General features: G+C 39.3%; 22 protein-coding genes. 12 read left to right on the top strand and 10 right to left on the bottom strand.

Annotated elements, in window-relative coordinates:
- On the bottom strand, positions 1-1512 hold the full coding sequence (locus tag ACHFIZ_RS12270) for a glycoside hydrolase family 43 protein (protein ID WP_410886228.1): 1512 nt from the start codon (positions 1510-1512) through the stop codon (positions 1-3).
- Between the two features lie 112 nt (positions 1513-1624).
- On the opposite strand from ACHFIZ_RS12270, the gene ACHFIZ_RS12265 reads away from it, so the two are divergent.
- From ACHFIZ_RS12265 to ACHFIZ_RS12245, 5 genes are all read left to right on the top strand, one after another.
- A complete protein-coding gene (locus ACHFIZ_RS12265; protein ID WP_410886226.1) occupies positions 1625-2629 on the top strand; it encodes an LLM class flavin-dependent oxidoreductase in 1005 nt (334 codons plus the stop codon).
- Between the two features lie 55 nt (positions 2630-2684).
- The gene (locus ACHFIZ_RS12260; RefSeq protein WP_410886224.1) at positions 2685-3653 is read left to right on the top strand and encodes a hypothetical protein; all 969 of its coding nucleotides are present in this window, start codon (positions 2685-2687) and stop codon (positions 3651-3653) included.
- Positions 3654-3717: 64 nt separating this feature from the next.
- Complete coding sequence (locus ACHFIZ_RS12255; protein WP_410886222.1) at positions 3718-4347, top strand: class I SAM-dependent methyltransferase; 630 nt, start codon at positions 3718-3720, stop codon at positions 4345-4347.
- 9 nt (positions 4348-4356) lie between these two features.
- Positions 4357-4821, top strand: a complete 465-nt coding sequence (locus ACHFIZ_RS12250; RefSeq protein ID WP_410886220.1) for a VOC family protein — start codon at positions 4357-4359, stop codon at positions 4819-4821.
- The gene (locus tag ACHFIZ_RS12245) at positions 4808-6676 is read left to right on the top strand and encodes a heavy metal translocating P-type ATPase (RefSeq protein ID WP_410886218.1); all 1869 of its coding nucleotides are present in this window, start codon (positions 4808-4810) and stop codon (positions 6674-6676) included. Before ACHFIZ_RS12250 ends, ACHFIZ_RS12245 begins: the two co-directional genes overlap by 14 nt.
- A gap of 15 nt (positions 6677-6691) precedes the next feature.
- On the opposite strand, the gene dcp is transcribed toward ACHFIZ_RS12245, so the two are convergent.
- The 4 genes from dcp to ACHFIZ_RS12225 all read right to left on the bottom strand — a co-directional run bounded on the left by dcp (position 6692) and on the right by ACHFIZ_RS12225 (position 11236).
- Positions 6692-8833: a peptidyl-dipeptidase Dcp gene (gene dcp / locus ACHFIZ_RS12240; protein WP_410886216.1), complete on the bottom strand. Its 2142-nt coding sequence runs from the start codon at positions 8831-8833 to the stop codon at positions 6692-6694.
- A gap of 49 nt (positions 8834-8882) precedes the next feature.
- Positions 8883-9686 (bottom strand): hypothetical protein, encoded by an 804-nt coding sequence (locus tag ACHFIZ_RS12235; protein ID WP_410886214.1) that lies wholly within the window; start codon positions 9684-9686, stop codon positions 8883-8885.
- Positions 9687-9784: 98 nt separating this feature from the next.
- Positions 9785-10576: a hypothetical protein gene (locus tag ACHFIZ_RS12230; protein WP_410886212.1), complete on the bottom strand. Its 792-nt coding sequence runs from the start codon at positions 10574-10576 to the stop codon at positions 9785-9787.
- Between the two features lie 21 nt (positions 10577-10597).
- Positions 10598-11236 carry a DUF6266 family protein gene (locus ACHFIZ_RS12225; RefSeq protein WP_410886210.1) on the bottom strand — a complete coding sequence of 213 codons (639 nt, stop codon included), beginning with the start codon at positions 11234-11236 and terminating at the stop codon, positions 10598-10600.
- Positions 11237-11564: 328 nt separating this feature from the next.
- Here ACHFIZ_RS12225 and ACHFIZ_RS12220 point away from each other — a divergent pair, with 328 nt between their 5' ends.
- On the top strand, positions 11565-12215 hold the full coding sequence (locus ACHFIZ_RS12220) for a GIY-YIG nuclease family protein (RefSeq protein ID WP_410886208.1): 651 nt from the start codon (positions 11565-11567) through the stop codon (positions 12213-12215).
- Between the two features lie 65 nt (positions 12216-12280).
- Positions 12281-12781 carry a signal peptidase II gene (gene lspA, locus ACHFIZ_RS12215; RefSeq protein WP_410886206.1) on the top strand — a complete coding sequence of 167 codons (501 nt, stop codon included), beginning with the start codon at positions 12281-12283 and terminating at the stop codon, positions 12779-12781.
- Positions 12782-12889: 108 nt separating this feature from the next.
- Here the strand turns inward: lspA and gap are convergent, their stop codons facing one another.
- The 3 genes from gap to pfkA are packed head-to-tail and all read right to left on the bottom strand — an operon-like array spanning position 12890 to position 15731.
- The gene (gap, locus tag ACHFIZ_RS12210) at positions 12890-13891 is read right to left on the bottom strand and encodes a type I glyceraldehyde-3-phosphate dehydrogenase (protein ID WP_410886204.1); all 1002 of its coding nucleotides are present in this window, start codon (positions 13889-13891) and stop codon (positions 12890-12892) included.
- A gap of 4 nt (positions 13892-13895) precedes the next feature.
- Positions 13896-14738, bottom strand: a complete 843-nt coding sequence (locus ACHFIZ_RS12205; RefSeq protein ID WP_410886202.1) for a hypothetical protein — start codon at positions 14736-14738, stop codon at positions 13896-13898.
- A 6-nt stretch (positions 14739-14744) separates the two neighbouring features.
- Entirely contained in the window at positions 14745-15731 is a 987-nt protein-coding gene (pfkA, locus tag ACHFIZ_RS12200) for a 6-phosphofructokinase (protein WP_410886200.1), read from the bottom strand.
- A 206-nt stretch (positions 15732-15937) separates the two neighbouring features.
- Between pfkA and ACHFIZ_RS12195 the strand changes: the two genes are divergently transcribed.
- Positions 15938-16627: an NUDIX hydrolase gene (locus ACHFIZ_RS12195; RefSeq protein WP_410886198.1), complete on the top strand. Its 690-nt coding sequence runs from the start codon at positions 15938-15940 to the stop codon at positions 16625-16627.
- Between the two features lie 48 nt (positions 16628-16675).
- Here the strand turns inward: ACHFIZ_RS12195 and ACHFIZ_RS12190 are convergent, their stop codons facing one another.
- The gene (locus ACHFIZ_RS12190) at positions 16676-17533 is read right to left on the bottom strand and encodes an N-acetylglucosamine kinase (RefSeq protein WP_410886196.1); all 858 of its coding nucleotides are present in this window, start codon (positions 17531-17533) and stop codon (positions 16676-16678) included.
- 363 nt (positions 17534-17896) lie between these two features.
- On the opposite strand from ACHFIZ_RS12190, the gene ACHFIZ_RS12185 reads away from it, so the two are divergent.
- The 3 genes from ACHFIZ_RS12185 to ACHFIZ_RS12175 are packed head-to-tail and all read left to right on the top strand — an operon-like array spanning position 17897 to position 20990.
- Positions 17897-18919, top strand: coding sequence for a threonine aldolase family protein (locus ACHFIZ_RS12185; RefSeq protein WP_410886194.1), 1023 nt, complete (start codon positions 17897-17899; stop codon positions 18917-18919).
- Entirely contained in the window at positions 18919-20400 is a 1482-nt protein-coding gene (gene accC, locus ACHFIZ_RS12180) for an acetyl-CoA carboxylase biotin carboxylase subunit (protein ID WP_410886192.1), read from the top strand. The genes ACHFIZ_RS12185 and accC overlap by 1 nt, the downstream gene beginning before the upstream one ends.
- Positions 20401-20405: 5 nt before the next feature.
- On the top strand, positions 20406-20990 hold the full coding sequence (locus ACHFIZ_RS12175; RefSeq protein WP_410886190.1) for a riboflavin synthase: 585 nt from the start codon (positions 20406-20408) through the stop codon (positions 20988-20990).
- Here the strand turns inward: ACHFIZ_RS12175 and ACHFIZ_RS12170 are convergent, their stop codons facing one another.
- A complete protein-coding gene (locus tag ACHFIZ_RS12170) occupies positions 20991-22136 on the bottom strand; it encodes a tetratricopeptide repeat protein (protein WP_410886188.1) in 1146 nt (381 codons plus the stop codon).
- A 181-nt stretch (positions 22137-22317) separates the two neighbouring features.
- On the opposite strand from ACHFIZ_RS12170, the gene ACHFIZ_RS12165 reads away from it, so the two are divergent.
- Positions 22318-22617 carry a hypothetical protein gene (locus ACHFIZ_RS12165; protein ID WP_410886186.1) on the top strand — a complete coding sequence of 100 codons (300 nt, stop codon included), beginning with the start codon at positions 22318-22320 and terminating at the stop codon, positions 22615-22617.
- The last annotated feature ends 50 nt before the right edge of the window (positions 22618-22667 follow it).

The following is a 22667-nucleotide window of genomic DNA, read 5'->3' as shown; positions in this document are numbered from 1 at the left end:
CTAGTTATAAGTTAACATAAACGACGAGAATATTGCGTTTTGATTCGTACTTCCTTTAAAATTTAAACCGATCCTTGGGCTTCTGTCCCATTGCGTTAGGAAATCAACTTTAGGTCTTTCTGAGCCTGATAGTTCTTTCCATGACGATGAACCAGTCTTGTAAAATACCTTGCAGCTAAGGTCTTGATCAACGCTGAGCTTTAGCGTGACAAGACTTTTTAAGGTAATTGGGCCGCTAGCAATCACTGCTCTTTTATCGCCTTTAACTTCCCAAAATTCAACGCTACTACCAATTACACCGATGCCTATTGAGGAATTGGCGTCTCCGTAGTAAACTAAACCTTTCTGTGCAGTATTGTAGTTTACAACGGTAGTAACCATTTCAAAATTGGTTGAAACAGGCCGTTTTGTAATTGCAACTCCCGACTTGTTCTTCGCATTGATACTTCCAGAAACCTGTAATTTTCCGCCAACTTGCTTCAGAACAGGACTAGAGTTGCGGAAATCCCATTGCCAGTCCAAAGATGGTTTTGCAGCAGAAAAGTCATCGGTTACATTGCTACTAGTCCTATTAACATTACTACCATTTGCTTCTCTGAAAACAGGCCATGCTCCAGGAACAGGCCAGGTTAACTCTGCAAGCATTCCCTGTCTGCCTGTATAAACAGTGGTCTTTCTATTATATGAATGGTACAAATAAAATGTCTTTCCCTCAGGCGTATTAACGAAAGTGCCATGGCCAGAACACTTCCAATCGGCATTCTCCTGTAAAATTGGATTCTTATCAAAATCTATGTAGGGACCCTTGAAATCTGTTGACCTCGCTACCCTCACGTTATAATCACACTGAACTCCACAGCAATTCCCTGCTGAATAAAACAAATAGTAGAAGCCATCTTTCTTGATGATACTTTGGCCTTCTAGACCAACCTTCTTGTCATCTTTAAATAAAGTGAAGGGCTTACCCACCAGTTTTAAACCGTCTGCAGAAAGTTTGCTCCCTAAAATTTCAATTGGACGGTTGTCGAGTCCATATGCTTTGAAAGTGATGAACAGCTCTCCGTTCTCATTGTATACAAACGCATCAATCGCTTCTTTACCATATTCGATAATGATTCCATGGTCTATAAAACCACGGTCAGGATAGGCAGACGTAGCAACACCGATGTAAGACACATTGTCTTTTTTACGTCTTGCGGTATAATATAAGAAGTAGGTGTTGTTATGAAAGTAGTACTCCGGGGCCCAAAATGATCCTGATGTCCACTCTGGCGCCTTATCAAATACAAAGCCTGTTTGTTTCCAGTCCTTCAGGTTTGTGGAAGTATAAATTGGAAAGTGTGGAGCCCACTCTGATGAAGTTCCTACAGCATAATACTGATTCCCTTTTCTAATTACTGATGGATCGGCAAAGTCTCCCGGTATAACGGCTTTCTGTAACTGACCGGAAACACAAAAAGCACTAGCACACACAACAAAACTGATTAACAGGCAACGACTTAAAAATCTCATTCTTTCTGGATTAAAAATGGCAAGATAGTAAAAAGTGGATTTAAAGTCATATCACATTACATGAAAGCAGTTTCGTAGAATTAGGCTGTAATTTTGTTCCTACAACTATAACATGGAAACACTTCTTAGCAACACACCATATTCAGTACTTGATCTTGCCACAGTAATTGAGGGCAAAACTCCTGCAGATACATTTAGAAACAGTTTAGACCTCGCGCAACATGTGGAAGATTGGGGATTTAATAGATATTGGCTGGCAGAGCATCACAACATGATCAGCGTTGCGAGTTCGGCCACGTCTGTAGTAATCGGACATATTGCCGGGGGAACCAAAACTATTAGAGTCGGTTCGGGGGGTATTATGTTACCAAATCATTCCCCACTAGTTATTGCCGAGCAATTTGGAACGTTAGAATCTCTTTTTCCAGGACGTATCGACCTGGGCTTGGGCAGAGCGCCTGGGACGGACCAGGTTACAGCTATCGCGATTAGGGGAGAGCGCTTTAATGCTGCTAATGATTTTCCGAAAGACGTATTGAAGTTGAAGCAGTATTTTTCAACTGAAAATGCCAAAAGTAGTGTAAGAGCTATTCCGGGCGAAGGCCTTGATATTCCAATCTGGATTCTTGGGTCAAGTACTGATAGTGCTCATCTTGCGGCTGCACTCGGATTACCTTATGCATTCGCCAGTCATTTCGCACCTGCACAGTTTCTGACGGCAATTGATATCTATCGTAAAAACTTTAAACCTTCTGCGCAGTTGGCAGCACCCTATGTGCTTGCTTGTATAAATGTTGTAGCTGCTGATACAGATGCTGAGGCCAATAAGCTGGCGACTTCGTTGTTCCAATTATTCAAGGGCATCGTAACTGGCAAGCGTATGTTATTGCAGCCCCCCGTAGATAATATGGAGGATGTTTGGGATGTATATGAAGAGGCGCAGGCCAATCAAATGCTTGCTTGCACTTTTATTGGGGGTAGGGAGACCATTCGAGAAAATCTTCAGAGATTTTTAGAACAGACGCAGGTAAATGAAGTTATGGCTAGTTCTCATATCTACGATCATCAAGCGAAATTAAGATCCTACCAATTACTTTCTGAGGCTTTCAAGGGATAACCTGCTTAAAGTTATTTTCTTATCTTTATAGTATCGCCTAAAACTTACTATCCTTTTGAAAACACTTAAAGTATTTTCGCTCCTGTTTGCGTTGCAAATCATTTGCTTCGTCTCATCTTTATCTGCTCAATATACTATACCTGATACGGTCAGGAGTGGTATTTATGTGACCAGCATTCACGATATCGATTTTAAAGAGAAACAATTTACTGTAGACTTTTGGCTGTGGTTAAAGTATAAGAACAGGGACTTTGATTTTGTAGAAAATTTGGAAATACCACAGGCGAAGACTGTTACTAAGTCCTTTTCAACGATTGACAGCACGGGCAAGGAAGTTTATTTGCTGATGAAGATCCAGTGCCTGATGAAGGATTCCTGGTCGATCGATAATTTCCCCTTTGATCACCAGATTCTAAGACTGTCTGTCGAGAATTCGCAATTTGATTCCCAATCCTTAATTTTTGTTCCTGATACTTTGGGAAAACAATTTGATCCCCGATTTACGCTCAGCGGCTGGAATATCGATAGTTTGAAAGTTTCCTCTGGCATAAAGGTTTATGAGACAGCATTTGGCGACACGTCATTTAAAGTTCCTCATACAGAATACAGTAATTTTAAGGTGGGTGTCGGAATTAGCAGGGACGCCATTGGGATCTTTTGGAAAATGTTCTTGGGAATGTATGTGGCATTTTTCATTGCATTTATGTGCTTTTATATCCACGCAGACAGTATCGATTCCCGATTTGGTCTAAGTGTGGGGTCGCTTTTCGCTGTCATTGGTAACAAATATATAATTGATGGCTCGCTACCAGAAACCACTAGCTTCACATTGGTTGATACACTTCATGGTATCACGCTTGTATTTATACTTGTGGTTATTGTCTCTACCGCTTATTCCCTAAGACTTATTAAGCAAGACAAACTTAGCGCTGCCAATAAATTTGATAAGATCTCCTCTATCACCTTACTGGTTGTTTACGTGGTACTAAACATCTTTTTTATCACTGAGGCAGTTACAGGCTAATTATTCAAACTGAATCAAAAAATCTTTAAAAGTAATAGTCGAAATCACGTAAGTTTGTGTCAATATGAATACTAAACAAGCGTACAACATTTGGGCGGCTCAATACGATACTAACGATAACAAAACTAGGGATCTTGAAGGGCTTGCCTTAAAATTGATATTGGCAAGTGTGTCTTTCAATAGGGTACTCGAAATTGGCTGTGGAACCGGTAAAAATACGGAGTGGTTGATAGACAAAGCGGTACAGATTACTGCAGTGGATCTATCAGATCAAATGCTTGCGAGAGCTAAGGATAAATTCACCTCAAACAAAGTGCAGTTTAAACAGGCTGACATCACCCGTAAATGGAATTTCAAGGATGGTTTATATGACCTGGTCACCTTCAGTCTAATTTTAGAACACATAGAAAATCTGGACTATGTATTCAATGAAGTTGGTAAATCGCTAAATCCTGGTGGTTATGTATATATCGGCGAATTGCATCCTTTTATGCAATATACAGGCACGAAAGCAAGGTTTGATACAGAGGAGGGCAATCAGCAAGTAGTAGATTGCTTTAATCATAATGTTTCTGACTTCATCATCGCAGGTAAGAAACATGGGCTTCAACTGTTGGCACTGGACGAATATTTTGATGATAATGACAGAAGTCAAATGCCAAGAATTTTAACGATCTTGCTTAAGAAATCTTAGCAAACAATAATGAAACAAGTACTATTTATCGCCTTCATCTTACTAGTCACCTCTCCAGTTCAAAAAGTTATGGCTCAAATCGAGACTAAAAAGCAGGTTACTGTTTTAAATCATATCGCTGTTTATGTTGCCGATCTGGCAAAGGCGACAGCATTCTATAAAAGTGTCTTGAATCTGCAGGAGATCCCTGAACCGTTTAAAGACAATCGCCACACTTGGTTCACGCTTGGCTCTGCTGGTCAGCTGCATTTAATTCAGGGAGCTAAAGTGGGAAACGAGCACGATAAGAATGAACATTTGTGTTTCAGTGTAGCCTCTGTGGAGGATTTCGTTAAAAATCTGGACGCTAAAAAAGTCCATTATGAAGATTGGCCAGGGAAAGCGAGCACCATTACAAACAGAGTTGACGGCGTGAAGCAAATCTATTTTAAAGATCCCGACGGCCATTGGTTGGAAATAAATGATGCAAAATAGTTGGCTAAGCCATTGGCCACTACTAACCGCTTTCTTGATGCTAGTTATCATGCAGGTCATGGAACTTGGCTTTAACCTACATTTGTCCCTGGCGATTTCATTACCAGTTTATATGTCTGCCTATCTTTTAGCAGGGTATAATGTGCTATTTCTCGCCTATCGTAAGGCTATCAGATTTGATTTCTTTAATGAATTTTTCCTGATGAGCATTGCTACATTAGGGGCCTTTGCCATTGGATCTTACAGTGAAGGCGTGGCTGTTATGGTGTTTTATTCGATAGGAGAGTGGTTCCAGGATGCAGCGGTCGCTAAAGCTAAAAGGAGTATTAAAGCTTTATTAGACATCAGACCGGATTCTGTTACCGTGATCCGGGACGGTAAAACAACAAATATTGCCCCGGCTGATGTTAATCTAGAAGAAGTTATTGAAGTTAAGCCCGGAGAGAAAGTCGCATTAGATGGGATACTTTATTCAAATGAAGCCACCTTCAATACTGCCGCCTTGACTGGCGAAAGCAAGCCTGATACCAAATCAAAAGGCGATGCAGTGTATGCGGGTATGATTAATCTACATCAGCTTGCAGAAGTCCAGGTGAAGTTACTATTTAAGGACAGTAAGCTTAGTAAGATATTGGAGATGGTTCAAGATGCAACCACCAGAAAATCACAGACTCAATTGTTTTTATCCCGTTTTGCCAAAATATACACACCAATTGTCTTCTTGCTTGCCGTTTTAGTGATTGTTATACCATATTTCTTTGTGGCGGATTATAGCTTTAAGGAATGGCTATACAGAGGCTTAGTATTCCTGGTGATCAGCTGTCCTTGTGCGCTGGTCGTTTCTATTCCCCTGGGATACTTTGGCGGCATTGGGTTGGCTTCAAAGAATGGAATTCTCTTTAAAGGGTCAAACTTTCTGGACGTGATGACGAAAGTAGACACCATCGTCATGGACAAAACAGGAACCTTGACTAAAGGCGTATTCAAAGTTCAGGATGTATTGGTTGAAGGTTATTCCGAAGAAGAATTGATTAAATTTGTAGCGGCTCTGGAAAGCAAATCTACGCATCCGATAGCGGTAGCAATATTGAGCTATGCTGAAGAAAATGGTATTGACTTTGAATTGGACGTGAAAGATTTTGAAGAGGTAGCTGGGCATGGATTAAAAGCGAGTATTTTAGGAAAAGCAGTTCTTGCCGGGAATGCAAACCTGTTAAAAAAATTTAATATCTCTTATGATGAGCAGACCGAAAGCATCGAGGATACTGTCGTGATGGTTGCAATAAACGGAAGTTATGCGGGTTGTTTAAGTATCGCCGATGAGGTTAAAGAAGATGCACGCGAAGCAATTAAGACAATGCATGCATTGGGACTTAAAACTGTCATGCTAAGCGGGGATAAGCAGAGTGTGGTGAGTAAAGTAGCAACTTTACTAGGAATCGACCAGGCATTCGGCGGATTGTTGCCAGAACACAAAGTAGAAAAGGTAGAAGACCTGAAACAGCAGGGCCGCATAATTGCCTTTGTTGGTGATGGTGTGAATGATGCACCAGTAGTTGCCCTGGCCGATGCAGGTATTGCTATGGGTGGCTTAGGTAGCGATGCGACAATAGAGACTGCTGATATTGTTATTCAAAATGACCAGCCTGGAAAGATCATCACTGCCATAAAAATTGGTAAAATAACAAAAAGTATTGTTTGGCAGAACATTGCCTTCGCAATGACAGTGAAAATCGTCGTTCTTGTCCTCGGTGCTGGCGGTATAGCGACACTGTGGGAAGCTGTAATTGCAGATGTAGGCGTAGCGTTGCTGGCGATACTTAACGCAGTGCGTATCCAGCATAAGAAGGTTTAGCATATCCCACAATCCTTACTTCGTAGGTAAACCTCTGTTCTTCAACATCGGCGTAATATCTGGGGCATGACCTCTAAAATCTTTAAACATCTTCCCATAGTCCTCCGTATTACCCCTCGATAAAATCATATTTCTAAACCGCTGCCCGTTAGCTCTGCTCAAGCCACCGTTCTCTTCAAACCAGGAATATGCGTCATTGTCTAGCATTTCTGTCCATAAATAGGCGTAATACCCTGCGGCATAGCCATTCGCCCATATGTGTAAGAAATAACTTGACCTGTATCTTGGCGGAACATACGACAAAGCCAAACCAGTTTTATTTAGTGCCGCCGTTTCAAATTTGTCTACGTCTTGCAATGGGTCATTTGCAGTAAGCTTATGCCACTGCATATCCAATGCTGCTGCAGCAAGGGTTTCAGTTAGTGAATATCCCTGGTTAAATGCAGATGCTTTCTTTATTTTGTCAATTAAAGCTTGCGGCATCAATTCCCCACTCTTATAATGCTTTGCATAGTTTTTGAAAATCACTGGATCCATTGCCCAGTGCTCGTTAAACTGCGAAGGAAATTCAACAAAATCTCTCGCCACACTGGTTCCAGAGAGACTAGGATACTTCTGACTTGCGAAGAAACCATGCAAGGCATGTCCAAATTCATGAAACATCGTCGTCACATCATCGAAACTAATGAGTGCTGGCTCACCCTTCTGAGGTTTGGTGAAGTTGCAAACATTATAAATTACTGGCTTGGTGCCAAGCAATCCAGACTGCCCTACCAGATTACTCATCCAGGCACCACCAGATTTATTGTCTCTTTTGAAATAGTCACAATAAAAAAGGCCGATTGCGGTTCCATTTTCTTCAAACAACTCAAATACCTTAACATCTTCTTGATAAACGGGAAGGTCAGTGCGCTCTTTAAAAGTTATTCCGTAAAGTTTTGTTGCAGCATAAAACACACCATTCTTCAATACGCTGTTTAACTCAAAATAAGGCTTAATCTGATTTTCGTCAAGGTCATATTTCTCTTTGCGAACTTGCTCTGCATAGTGATCCCAATCATAAGCTGTAAGTTTGAAGCCGCCTTTCTGGCGATCAATTACTGATTGAATATCAGTAGCTTCTGCGTTTGCTCGAGCTGTTGCAGAAGGCACTAATTTAGCGAAGAAAGTTTCTACAACGGCAGGACTTTTAGCCATTTGGTCTTGAAGCTTCCAGGTCGCATAGTTAGCGAAGCCCATTAGTTTCGCTTTCTCGGTTCTGATTCTTGCTATCTCAGAAATTGTTTTACGGGTGTCATTTGCATCGCCTTTTTCTGCGCGGTTAAACGAAGCCTCAAACAATTTCTGTCTCGTAGTACGGTTAGAAAGACTTTGCAACATAGGCTGTTGTGTAGTATTTTGAAGCTTCAAGATCCATTTACCATTTTGTTTGTTGTCTTTGCCAGCTTGTGCTGCTGCGCTAACGTCGCCATCAGACAATCCTGCGAGTTCAGATTTATCTGTAATCACAACTGATCCGGCTTTTGCAGCTGCCAGCAATTGATTAGAAAATTTGGCGCTTAGGGACGCTTCTTGCTCATTTAGCTTTTTAAGACTGCTCTTATCTAAATCACCTAGTTTAGCACCAGCTAGCTCGAAAGTCTGATAAAAATATTCAATCAATTTTGTGGACTCGGGGTCTAGTGTTAAAGTAGTCCTCTTATTATAGATATCTGCTATTCGCCTAAAAAGTTGCGTATTTAGATAGATTGCATCCTGATGTGCAGCGAGTTTTGGTGCAATCTCTTCCTGAAGTTTCTGCAAACCATCGTTGGTATTGGCACCTGTCAGCGTATTAAAAACATTATTAACACGATTTAGAAGTTCGCCGGATCTCTCCATGGCTACTAACGTATTCTCAAACGAAGGCATTTCGGGATTCGATGCAATTTTCTCAATTTCAAACAAATGTGCATTCATTCCTGCTTCGAATGCAGGCTTGAAATCACTGTCCTTAATTTTATCGAATGGTGGAGTTTGATATGGGAGCTCACTTTTGACTAATAGTGCGTTCCCTGATGAGTCTGATTTATTAGAGGACGAATTTTTGCCGCTATCATTACAAGCGGCAAAAATTGTAAGCATTGCCAAAAGCGGCAACTTATGAGCTGTTTTCATGAATATTAATTTTCTCAAACTAATATACGAAAATCATTAGCTCTTTAAGTTATTTGAACTCTGAGATGTCGACTACTTTATCACTATTTCCCCCGATTTTTTTAAGAAATGCAATGTTGTTTTCAATGACCCATTTAAAGTTATTAGCTATATAAATCGCTGCAAGCTCTGGAGTAGTACTCTTGTCTGCAGGTAAAACATGCGTATTCGCCTGATTAGTTGCATAATGAATTTGATATAAAGAATTAGTCGTCAAGAAAACAAGTGTTTGCTTGTCCTGTGAAAGGTTGAAATACATGCCTTGAATTCGTTCCTCTGGGTTTTGTCTCTTAAGTAAATAAGCTTTAGCATTCACGTTGGTAATAAAGAAATCATTGTTAACAACAAATCCTGTTTTACCAACCTTCATTAGGCCTTGTGTATATTCTTTGTCTTTAGCACCGGTGGACGGGCGTGAAAGGCTGATAACGTCAATTTTATTTTCATTTAAATTGATGAGGTAAATTGGCGCAATTTCACCTTCTTTACCCGCAACCTGCGCAAGTATTGTAGTTTTCTGAGTATTCACATATTGAGCGAACGAGAATTTGTCAGTCTTTGCAGCAGGATCAGAAGGGCTGTTTTGGATAAAAATAGTTGTATCCCTAAACTTTATATTGAACTCACCTGTAGCGTTTTTGTCGTCTTTTATTCGATCCTCTGTACCATATTTCATAATAAATAACGCATCTCCTTCCTGGTAAGAATTGAAACGTTCCGTCTCGGTAAGAAGTTTTGGGACAATTACTGATTCATGTTTGCTGCAGCTAAAAAGGAAGACAGATAGGACTAATGCATAGAATAAATTTTTCATTTGAGTTTATATTTGATTAAGGGTTAATATTAAAATAAATCTGATTTTTACCAAAGTTAAATGATGTGCCGACATATCCAAATGTAAAAGTAAGCGTATTAATTTGTTACAAGCGGGTTTTTATCTTCCATTAGGAAGCTCAACCTTGGTCGTTTCGATTTCCAAACATAGTTTTCCTGGATATACATATACAACCCCGGTTTTGTAGGATCAATCCTTAAAGGAACATTGATCGACTCATCGTTCTCATAATTTACTTGATATAGCGAAGAATCTTTCATGAAAACGAGCGTTCCCTTGTCGGGGGATTTTAGTAAATACTGTCCTTGAATTCTTTCATCCTGATTTTCCCTCTTTAAAAAGTAAACTTGGGAATTAACCGGGTTAATCAAAAAATCGTTGTTTAGGAGGTAGCCTTCGCTACCGAGATGTATTAATCCAATGTAATTCAAATCCCCTTCTTGAGCTGTCGGCCGTCTTAATTCTGTCACGCTTAGTTGATGATTTTTTAGTGATATCAGGTAAAATTTAGCCTTGTAGCCAAAATTATCTGCAATTTGGACAAGCAATGATGTTTTCTGAGTATTCATAAACTTCCCGCGAATAAACTTTTCATTCGAATAGTTAGGGTCCGCTTTATTTGTCTGAATTCTTACAACGGTATCACCGAACTTTACACCATACCACACCTTTGGATTTGCGCCAAGTGTTTTGCCTACTTTCTCTTGATGAACATTGAAAGTGATCGCGCTGTCGATCTCTGATGGATACTCATTAAAGCTTTCACCTGGATTGATGACATGAGAAAGATACACTTTCTCGAAGGCCTCCTTTTTTGTGCAACTCCCTAGAATAAGTGTCAGTGCAATCACGGTTAAAAGCTTTCTCATAACAACTCAAATTACAGATAATTATTTCACCGGAATTTCTCCGATATACTCGTTGGTGGAAGAAATTTTAAATGCTTCTGAATAAAAGCTTAAGTAACAATGAACGGTGTGGCCACTTACACCACCCTCAATTGCTAGTGTTACTGATTTGTCAGAGCGCGTACCAATTTGTTCATAGATGTGAAATTCCTCTGTTTCGACACAATACATAATTACTTGCACTTTATCACCCGCGGCACTCATATTAGAAAATGGCCTGTTCTTCCAGCAAACTGTCAACTGACTGGTTTCTTTAGATAATGCTTTAGGACCCCATGATCCAAGCAGCTCGCCTTTTGCAAAAAGTAGGGCTGGGAAATCAACTTCAAACTCAGGGTATGATCCTGCTACCGCATGTGTCATATTGTAAGACAGCGCCGCGTTCATTTCAGTGTACTTGGTGTGATTTTGAAAACACTTTTCTACTGTACTGGCAATACCCAACAGGAATCCTCTGAATAACGTCAGTTTGGAGGTTTGCGCATGCTGGAGATCCGTTCTTGGTTTTGTTTGCAATTTCGGCAATCCTCGTAAATAATCGATACCTCGCCAGTGCGCGCCAACAACTGCACCTACTTTTCCTGACACACCGCCAAGAATTCCTTTTTTAATCTTTCCCATGGTTTTGCTTTTTTAAATTGTGATTTAAATTGTTTTTTTACAAGATACCTATTTAATTTAAATTATAATGTTATATGTCTTTAGCTGTAGGTTCGATGCAAATAGCGGCTGAGCTTAGGTACTAGTGCAGGCCAGTGCTCACATAAAACACACCTAGCACACACTTTGCTCACAAAAAGGTACCTGTTTGTGGCTTTGATGTGAACCAAGTGTGAACAATGACTGAACGGGCATTAACGCGCACTACCATATATGCCCTTGCCTTATAAGATATTCATTGATTGGTTCAGATAAAGGGTAACTCAACAAATATTCGTATTTTTATAAAATGATTACTAAAGACCAGCTTACGAAGGAGCAACAAGAGTTTTTTAAAAAACACAAAGTCTCTTACGAGCTATTATATGATGCAAAAGGCATGGGGATGACTGATGAATTAAAAGCCGATATGTCTGAATTAGACGCGGTTATTGCCGTCAACACAGAAGAGTGCGAAAATGACTCAACACACCATCTTAAGACCATCGCTGGTTTTTGTCCACAATGTGACCCCAGTAAAGTGGCAGCAGCATTAGTGGAACATAAAGTTGGTTTCGTTTACATTGCCGGCTCCTTGAAAGGAAAATTGATCAAAGTTGGGTGTACAGGTGATACAAAAGGTCGTGTAAATGACTTAAATACAGCTTTAACAAAATATGCCAATTACGACGATTGGGTGATTTTATATGAAGCAAAAACATTAAAAATAGGTAAAGTGGAGCGAACAATACACTCAGAACTCCACAATTACAAAACTAGTAGACAACATACTAAGGCAGGCAAATTGCAGAACGCGCACGACATTTATCAATGTTCATACAACAAGGCCAGAAATGTAATTACTCAGCTTCAAGATGACGTGAAGGTTGCGTTTACTCAGGTTAAAGAAAAAACGCAAGTTAGCGAAGGTTATCAGTTTGCAAACCTGCGGACTAGTTAATAGGAAAGAACAACAAAAATTAGTTGTGAATTATTTTAGCTAATTTTAGCTAAAATAATTTTGTTATGAAATTGAGAATTACCAGACTTGCAATTTTGCTGATTGTGATCTGTAATGTCGGTTGCGATCAAATTTCTAAGAACATCGTTAGAAAAGAGGTGGGCTATTATGAGAATATAAAAGTTTTTACCGATAATATTACACTAACAAAGGTGGAGAATACTGGTGCTTTCTTAAGTGTGGGGAGCATTCTCCCACAGTTCCTGAAATTTGCCCTATTAATTATTCTTCCGGCTATCGTGTTGTCAACGGGACTGTATTTTATTCTTACCAAAGTAAGACTTTCCAGGCTGACCATCATCGGTGCTGCATTTGTAATAGGGGGTGGCATTGGAAACCTTTATGATAGAATTATGTTTGGATCAGTCACAGATTTTCTTCATATCGATTTCATCGTCTTTCAGACTGGGGTTTTCAACTTCGCAGATGTATCTATCATGATTGGAATGGGGATGATTATAGCTGCCGCCTATGCCAAAAGGCGAATAATGGCTGCTGACCATTAAATTTTCGACCTAGATAGGTGAAAGGATAACTTCAATAAAGGAAAAGGGATGTGTCGTATCCACGAACATCCCTTTATCTAACCAAATATAAACTCGTATGAACGAATTTTATTTTAAGTTTCCATAGTACTCAACAAATTTCGCCAGAGCTGATGAATAGCCCCACTCGTTGTCATACCATGAAACAACTTTAACGAAGTGATCATTCAATGCGATACCTGCATTAGCGTCAAAAATTGAAGCATGATCATCTCCGATGAAGTCAGACGAAACAACTTCGTCTTCAGTATATCCTAAAACACCTTTCAAAGCGCCTTCAGAAGCAGCTTTCATAGCATCTTTAATTTGTTGGTAAGTTGCTGGTCTTTCTAAACGTACAGTTAAATCTACCACTGATACGTCTGCTACCGGTACACGGAAGGCCATGCCTGTTAATTTTCCTTTTAATTCAGGAATAACTTTAGTAACCGCTTTTGCAGCACCTGTTGCAGAAGGAATGATGTTGGAGAAACCACCACGACCACCTCTCCAGTCTTTTGCAGACGGGCCATCAACAGTTTTTTGCGTTGCAGTTATCGCATGAACTGTACTCATTAAGCCCTCAGCGATACCCCAGTTGTCATTCAGAACTTTAGCGATTGGCGCTAAACAGTTTGTAGTACATGACGCATTAGAAACAATAGTTTGATCAGCAGTTAATTTGTCATGGTTAACTCCCATTACGTAGGTAGGAATTGAATCGTCTTTAGCAGGAGCTGACAATACAACTCTCTTTGCACCCGCAGTAATGTGCTTTTGAGCATCAACCTCAGTTAAAAATAAACCTGTTGACTCAATTACTGTTTCTACACCAACTTCATCCCATTTAAGGTTTGCAGGATCTCTTTCCGCAGTAATACGTATCGTTTTACCATTAACAACCAAGTTGCCGTTTTCAACGGTTATTGTACCGTCAAAACGACCGTGAGTAGTGTCATATTTCAACATGTACGCCATGTAATCTGGCTCAATTAAATCATTGATTGCAACGACATCTAATCCTCTTTTTAAAGCAGCTCTAAATACCAGTCTGCCGATACGGCCAAAGCCGTTTATTCCAATTTTGCTCATTTTTTTAATTTGAATAGTAGTTTAATAGATTGTATATGGGTTCTTTCGTAATCGAGGTAATTTCCAATCCATGCTTGGCTGCCATTGCCCGAAGCTCGTCCTGAAAGTTCCCGGCCACAATGCCTACAAAATGTATCGCGTTGCCAGGATGTAATTTTAACGTTGGTAAAAGATAGGTCTTGAAATAATTATTAAATGCTTTATCTAAGATCGCGGCTATGTAAGGGTGATTGCGATGATCTAGATAAAAGTCAAAAAATGAACTCAAGAACTGTTGAACCATCGGCTTCTTATAAATTCTATCCAAAACTTGTGATCTGTCAAGATTATATTTCGAAGCAAACTCAGTTTGAAGTTCTTTAGGTAATTTCCCTTGCATAAAGCTTTTAAGGATAATTTTACCTAAGTAATTTGCAGATCCTTCATCGCCTAGAACAAAGCCAAGTCCGAAGTTGTTTTTTTCTAATTTTTTTCCGTCAAAATACGAGCAGTTTGAACCGCTCCCTAAAATACCTACGATGCCACTAGTATTATAGCAAGCAGAGATCGCAGCTCCATAAAGGTCATCCCTCACTTTGATCTTGCTGTTCTTGAAAAATAAGCCGAGGGTTTCGGACAATTCTGCTCTGCGCTCTTTTGAGGAAGCACCTGCAGCAAAGACATAAATCTTTTTGATGCTCTCGGCGTGATTTATCAGCGTTGCTTTTTTATTGAGGAATTGAAGAATTGCTTTTTGATCGTTGAAGCACGGATTGATACCGGGCATAGTACAGTCAGCGATGGTTTTTCCATCTCTGGCGATCTTCCAGAAAGCCGTTTTAGAACCGCTATATACTACTGCTATCATTAATATTTATATCGACAATACTTTTGTCATTTCTAATAAGTCATTTTCCAGTTTAAAGAAGTGCCTTGTCAATGCTTCTTCGATGCTTGTAGTAACAATTTCATTGCCCCTTAAGCCAACCATTTGCATGGTATTTCCTCTAAGTATTTCATTCACAGCCGCAAAACCAAGTCTGCTTCCCAATATTCTATCAAAACTGCTTGGACTACCACCTCTTTGAAGGTGACCTAATATGGTCACTTTTGTATCATAGTGATTAAAGCGTTCTTTAACCTTTTTTGCAATGTCATATGCTCCGCCAAACTTATTTCCTTCAGATACAATAACGATACTTGAGGATTTTTTGGTGGAGGCTCCTGTTTCCAACTGAGCGATCAGTTCATCTAGGCTGGTCTCTTTCTCTGGTAACAAAATTGCTTCCGCTCCGCTTGCGATACCACTTCTTAAGGCAATGCAACCGGAGTCTCTACCCATAACCTCTATGAAAAACAACCTGTCGTGCGAGTCAGCAGTGTCTCTGATCTTATCTATTGCTTCAATGACAGTATTAATCGCGGTGTCGTATCCAAGCGTGAAGTCTGATCCATACAGGTCATTGTCAATTGTACCTGGAACACCCATCACCCGTACTCCAAACTTTTCGCCGAAGCGTTGAGCACCTGTAAATGTACCATCGCCCCCAATTACAACCAAACCATCAATATCTCGTGATTGTAAATTCTTAAATGCAATTTCCATCCCTTCTTCTGTTTTAAACTCTAAACAGCGGGCAGTTTTAAGAATGGTACCACCCATGTGTATTGTATTACTAACCGATCTCGCGTCCATCGGGATAATATTGTTATTTATTAATCCTTGGTATCCTTGTAAAACCCCAAACATATTCACTCCGTTATATATCCCAGTCCGAACTACTGCTCTAATGCAGGCATTCATTCCGGGAGCATCGCCGCCTGAAGTGAGTACAGCAATATTTTTAATATTTGGCTTCATAATATATACGAATATAAGGTGTAATATTTACACTAAGTAATTTTTAATGTATTTTTTTTGTAATGAGCGGGCAAGTATATTTAAATGGTTTTATATTCCTATTTTGCAAATCTTATCTTTGTCTTAATTTACCAGAATCAGGCTATATTTGTAAGACTGAAAGATGCGTGTGGTGGAAAATTAATGAATCTTAAATATTAAATATTTTGAACGAAATTTTACCAAAGTTTGATTCCACTTTCTCCATTGACTGTGTTGTTTTCGGATTTGATGAAGGAGAATTGAAAATTCTACTAATTGAAAGAAATGAAGAGCCTTTCAAAGATTGGTGGGCTTTGCCGGGAAATATCGTTGGTGAAAACGAGAGTTTGGATCAATCCGCTGGAAGGATCTTAAATGAGCTCACCGGTTTAAGCAACATCTACATGGAGCAGTATTATACCTTCGGTGATGTTAACCGTCACCCGCAGGGAAGAGTAGTTAGCATTGCTTATTACGCACTGCTTAGACTTGGAGGAGATAAGGCCGTAAAGCCGATTAGTACTTATGCTAAAAAGGCAAATTGGATAGATGTAAAAGATTTGCCTAAACTCGCGTTCGACCATAAAAAGATTTTTGAAACTGGACTTGAAAAAATCAAAAGAAGAATCAAGCATCAGCCTATAGCTTTCGAACTATTGCCTGAAAAATTTACACTTACGCAGCTGCAAAATGTTTATGAGGTAATTGGAGATAAGAAGCTGGATAAAAGAAACTTTAGAAAGAAAATGCTAAGTTTTGGCATCCTCAAAGATTTGGAAGAAAAGCAGCAAGGAGTGTCCTTTCGGGCGGCAACACTTTACAAGTTTGATAAAAGGAAATATGCCAAGTTGTTTGGTAAGGAAATATCTTTCTAAACTCTTATTGAAATAAAATAAAAAAGCCCCATATGGGGCTTTTTTATTTTATTTCTTTGATGTGTGCAGATGGTAATTTACCAGGTCATCTATAGGAGAGCGGATGATCTTACCGATACCCATCTCATATTTGTCTGCAACAACACTTAAAATATCTCTAAAGCTGTAACCCACAGAACCCACACAGTTCAGTTTATAGTCTTTATAGTTGGGGTAGTGTATAACTAAATTTTCAAAGAATGCAGTAAATGCATACTCAATAGTCGAATAAGTATAATCTTCATAACTGTCTTTGAAATCGTACAAGAACTTACTGAAACCTGCACAGAAACGATTAGGAAGCGGTTTGTTGTAAATGTTGTCGAATATGTCTTCGTTGGTTAGTGCAAAATTATCGTAAAAGCTTTCTCTCAATCCTTTAGGCATATATCCTTTCATATAGTCAGAAAGAATCCTTTTGCCAATATAGCAACCGCTTCCTTCGTCACCCAGGAAATAGCCTAGTGAATCGATATTCAGGCTTATATCTGTGCCGTCATATAAACAGCTGTTAGTGCCCGTACCTAAAATCGCGGCAAAGCCTGGCTCGTCACCAAGTAGCGCACGACAAGATGCTAAAAGGTCATGCCCGATTTTAACTTCTGCGTTCGTGAAAACTCGTTTCATCGCATCGTAAACGATTTTACGTTTTGCATCTGTAGAACACCCTGCGCCATAATAATGAACTTCAGTTAGTTTTTCTTTTTCAAGATGATCTGGTAAAGAGTTATTTAATGATTCAACAATATATTCTTCACTCGAAAAGTATGGGTTGTAACCTTCTGTGTTAAATAAAATTTTTCTGCCCGCCTCGTTAATTAAACACCAATTTGTTTTGGTAGAGCCACCGTCTGCAATAACTATCATCTTACTTAGATTTAGGAATAAAAGTCAATAATCCTACGGCCTGAACATGGTTTTCTTTCATAAATTTTGTCTTTTAGTTTTGGTTGTTTTAAGTTTTTCTACGTTTAATTGTGTTTAAAGGTCACTTTTTAACGCATTGCTCGTCGTTTTGATGTTACCATATTGTTAAATAAACACTAAGCTAAAATACGTTTGTTATTTTAATATCCAAATTTAAAATTGTCTCTTTCCTTTTACACAAACAAAAAGCTGGAATTATTGCTTCCAGAGCATAAAAAAAAGAACAGAATCGCTCGCTTTATTTTTTCTGTGTCACCTGTTTAAAACAAAAAAAAAATGAATATTTGTGTTTAACAATAGTTTATGGCCCTAATAGTTGATTTTAGAAGTGATACAGTAACCAAGCCTACACAGGGTATGCTTGATGCTATGATGACGGCGAAAGTTGGTGATGATGTGTTCGGAGAGGATGAAACAGTGAATGCACTGGAGGCTAAACTTTCCAGCATCTTCAATATGGAAGCTGGTTTGTTCTGCCCTTCTGGGACTATGACCAACCAGATAGCTATTAAATGCTTTACCCAGCCGATGGATGAGGTTATATGTGATCAGACTGCACATGTTTACCGTTATGAAGGTGGTGGAATTGCTTACCATTCAATGGCATCGGTTCGTTTATTAAATGGCCAGAGAGGAATTCTAACACCAGAGCTTATTGAACCTGAAATTAATGAATACAATATTCACTATCCTAGTTCAACATTAGTTGTATTGGAGAATACGGTTAATAAAGGTGGCGGATCCTGTTATAGTTTATCCCAGATTGAGCCGATCCAAACACTTTGTAAAATAAAAGGATTAAAGCTTCATCTAGATGGGGCAAGGATTTTCAATGCGCTTATAGCAACAGGAGACAGTGCAAGAAACTACGGTAGGTACTTTGACGGCATTTCTGTCTGCTTATCGAAGGGCCTCGGTGCCCCCATTGGTTCTGTGTTGCTTGGTTCCAAAGAAACTATAAGAAAAGCTATCAAAATAAGAAAGGCTTTTGGTGGTGGGATGAGGCAGGCGGGGTATCTTGCAGCAGCAGGTATTTATGCGTTGGACAATCATGTTGAGCGACTCGCAATAGACCATCATCACGCGGCCACACTTGCTGATGCTTTAAGCAAGGCCAGTTACGTGGCGTCGGTAATGCCTGTTCAAACTAATATTGTAATTTTTGAGGTAGCTTCTTCTCGCTCTGCCGAAGCGGTTGTTGCATTAATGGCTACTAAAGGAATTGCCTGTAACATCACAGGGAAAAATACCATCAGGATGGTAACTCATTTGGGCATTGATGCTGGAATGATTGATTTTACGCTAGAAAATATTAAGAATCTCTAATGAAAAAGATCCTGATAGCTAACCGCGGTGAAATAGCACTGAGAATTATGCGGTCTGCACGAGAAATGGGAATCAAAACAGTTGCTGTTTACTCTGATGCCGATAGGGCGGCCTTGCATGTTAGATATGCTGATGAAGCCGTCTGCATCGGACTAGCGCCATCAAATCAATCCTACTTAGTCGGAGAAAAGATAATTGAGGCCTGTAAAATCACAGGTGCCGAGGCAATCCACCCAGGTTACGGTTTTCTTTCTGAAAACGCGAATTTTGCGAGAATGGTCAAAGAGGCTGGCTTAATACTTATTGGGCCAACACCAGAGGCTATGGAGATAATGGGTAACAAACTCTCTGCAAAAGCGGCAGTTTTAAAATACAATATCCCAATGGTTCCGGGGACAGAAGAAGCCATTACTGATGTTGCCGAAGCAAAGCGCAGGGCAGTGGAGGTTGGCTTTCCTATACTGATTAAGGCTGCGGCTGGTGGAGGAGGTAAGGGAATGCGTATTGTAAATACCGAAGAAGATTTTGAGGAGCAGATGCAATTAGCTGTCAGTGAAGCAGTTTCTGCCTTTGGAGATGGAGCTGTTTTTATTGAACGTTTCGTATCATCCCCCAGGCACATAGAGATCCAGGTTTTGGGAGATACGCATGGAAATATTGTACACCTGTTTGAAAGAGAGTGCTCTATTCAGAGAAGACATCAAAAAGTAGTTGAAGAGGCGCCATCAAGTATCCTAACTCAAGATATGCGATCCCGGATGGGCAACTGTGCAGTTGATGTGGCAAGAGCTGTCAACTATATAGGTGCTGGAACTGTAGAGTTTATTCTGGATGAGAATCTTGATTTCTTCTTTCTTGAAATGAATACCAGACTTCAGGTAGAGCACCCGGTAACTGAAATGATTACAGGGCTGGATCTGGTTAAAGAACAGATTAGAATTGCATGTGGAGAACCATTGAATTACACACAGGAGGAACTAAAGATTAGTGGTCATGCCATTGAGTTGCGTATATACGCCGAGGATCCGGACAACAACTTTTTACCCGATATCGGTACTTTAGAAACTTACATCACACCTAAGGGTAACGGAGTAAGAGTAGATGATGGCTTTGAACAGGGGATGGAAATTCCAATTTATTACGATCCGATGATTGCCAAATTAATAGTATTTGGTAGCGACCGTGCCGAGGCAATTGAAAGAATGATCAGGGCAATTGATGAATATGACATTACCGGTATTAAAACGACTTTAAACTTTGGGAAATTTGTAATGCAACACGACGCTTTTAGGACTGGAAACTTTGATACACATTTTGTAGGTAAGTATTTCAACATTGAAAGTCTGATTCACGATGATCAGGATGAAGCTTTTATCGCAGCACTGGTGGGTGTGATGGCGTTTAAAGCTCCTGAAATTGATGGTATAGCTGCTAAGCTCCTGGGGAATGATAATTGGAGAAAGAATAGATTGAAGTTTTAAAGAAGATGTTTACAGGAATAATAGAAACGTTAGGGGAAATATTAGCAATCAATCATGAGGGTACTAATGTTCATTTTACTATTAAATCTTCAATTAGCAATGAATTGAAGATTGATCAAAGTGTCGCCCATAGTGGAGTATGCCTTACTGTAGTCGCTTTAGAAAGCAACAGTCACACGGTAACTGCGATTGAAGAGACCCTGCGGAAGACAAGCCTCAACAATTTGACGCTGGGTAGTAAAATTAATTTGGAGCGCTGCATGCAAATGAATGGCCGTTTAGATGGCCATATTGTTCAAGGTCATGTAGATCAGACAGCTGTTTGTATAAAAAGGGAAGAACTTGACGGAAGTTGGGAATACAGGTTTAGGTATGATCGCAATCAGGGTAATGTGACAGTGGAAAAAGGTTCTGTATGCGTGAATGGGATTAGCTTAACGGTGGTTGCTTCCGAAGATGATGAGTTTTCTGTATTTATTATTCCTTATACCTTCGAGCACACTAATCTTCAGGAAGTCAATGTTAATGATTCTGTTAATATTGAGTTCGACATTATTGGAAAGTATGTAGCTAAGCTGATTAAACGCTAACTACTTTTTTAATTCGACAACCTTGTTTTTTATGAAAGTAATCAGTTTGGGCTGCTCCTTCTCATTTATGGTCTTTAAATACTGTTCATAATAGCTGATGGCGTTTTTCTTATCGTTCAGCCTAGTCTCATATACTAATGCTATATTATATAGTAAACTACCGTTATTTTCAAATAACAAACCACGCTTGTAGGCTACATTTGCCTCTTCATTTTTATTGACCTCTTCAAATGAGTCACCAAGAAGACCATAGTAGGAAGCAATCTTAGTAGAAATTCCTTCTGTTATGGCTTTTTCGAAATAGGGGGCAGCATTCTTATAATCTTTGATCCCTCGGTAGCTTAGACCAATATTATAATACAGACCTTCATTATCGAACGATTTATCCCTTATTATTAGAAAATATTTCAAGGCATTGCGATAATCAAGCTTTAGAAAATATGACTTAGCCAAGTTATTGAGTACAAAAGTGGAGCTATCTCCAAAGCTTAGGAGCTTAAATCCCGTTGCAATCGATTCGTCATATTTTTTATTTGCCATACTAATAGGCATTTTCATTTTGAGCAATTGAAGATTGGTGCTATCGGCGGCAAGGGCCGGCTGTAAGACCTTGCTTGCTTCACCAAAAAAATTCATGTTAAAATAAATCTCGCAAAGGCTGAAAGCAACATCCGCATCGGTAGGGTTAAGCGTGTTTGCCTTTCGTAAGTATTTTATTCTTTCAGTATTGATATCGTCTTTATTTAAGCTTGCCAGTTGCTTATACACATTGAAGTTTGTGCTGTCTAATTTTAGGACCTCCTCGTAATATCCCTTGGCCTTTTCATCTATGCCTCTTCTAATGCTGATATTGGCGAGGCTAAATAGTGTTGAGAGATTTGTAGGTTGCTGAGTATATAATTTTAAATAGCTTTTCTCGGCATCAGCAAGCTTACCAGCCATTAAGCTGGAATACGCAAGTTGCGATAGTTCTTTTGGGTCTTGAGTATCCTCCATAAAAACCGTTTGCAGGTAGGCCGCTGCCTCGCTATACCGCTGAGTCTGATAAAATTCTAAAAGTTTATCATTATCCACAATACTTTGAGCCTGAAGCCCAACTGTCTGGAAAATAATAATGGCGAATATAAATATTAAACACTTCTTCATAAGGTTCCATTTAAAAATAACTAAAGTATTAGTTATTTATCAGTTATCCAAATCTGGCTTTTCAGTTTTGTTAATGTATCATATTCTAAGCCAGATTACTAGTCGTGTACTTCAATTTTGGCAAGGTAATTGGTTGATTCAATATATAATTAAAATATTAATTTACCTAGAAACACTAATAATGGATACTTTAAAAAAGTTTGAATTGATGGAGAAAATTGTAAGAGAATTAGAAGACTTGCAACATTCACAACAGGCAATTATACAGAAGATTGGTAAGATTGAAGTAGACAATATAGAACTAAGCGATAAAAAACTAGATCAAGACCTACCTGATATGCACCAAAGAGTTGCAGATAATCTGGACACCATAAAAAGCATTTTGGATTATTTTGCAGAAAAGACAACTAATTTTGGGTCTAAAAATAATGTTGATGCTTTGAAAGAACAACAGGCGATTGACGACGTAACTGGAGGATAGTTATTAATCCTACTACTACAAAGGCCAGGTACTATAGTCCTGGCTGTTTC

Source organism: Pedobacter sp. JCM 36344, assembly GCF_046546555.1.
In the GTDB taxonomy this organism is placed as follows: Bacteria; Bacteroidota; Bacteroidia; order Sphingobacteriales; family Sphingobacteriaceae; genus Pedobacter.
Note: the sequence above shows the minus strand (reverse complement) of the source record. Positions and strands in the feature narration are given on the sequence as shown.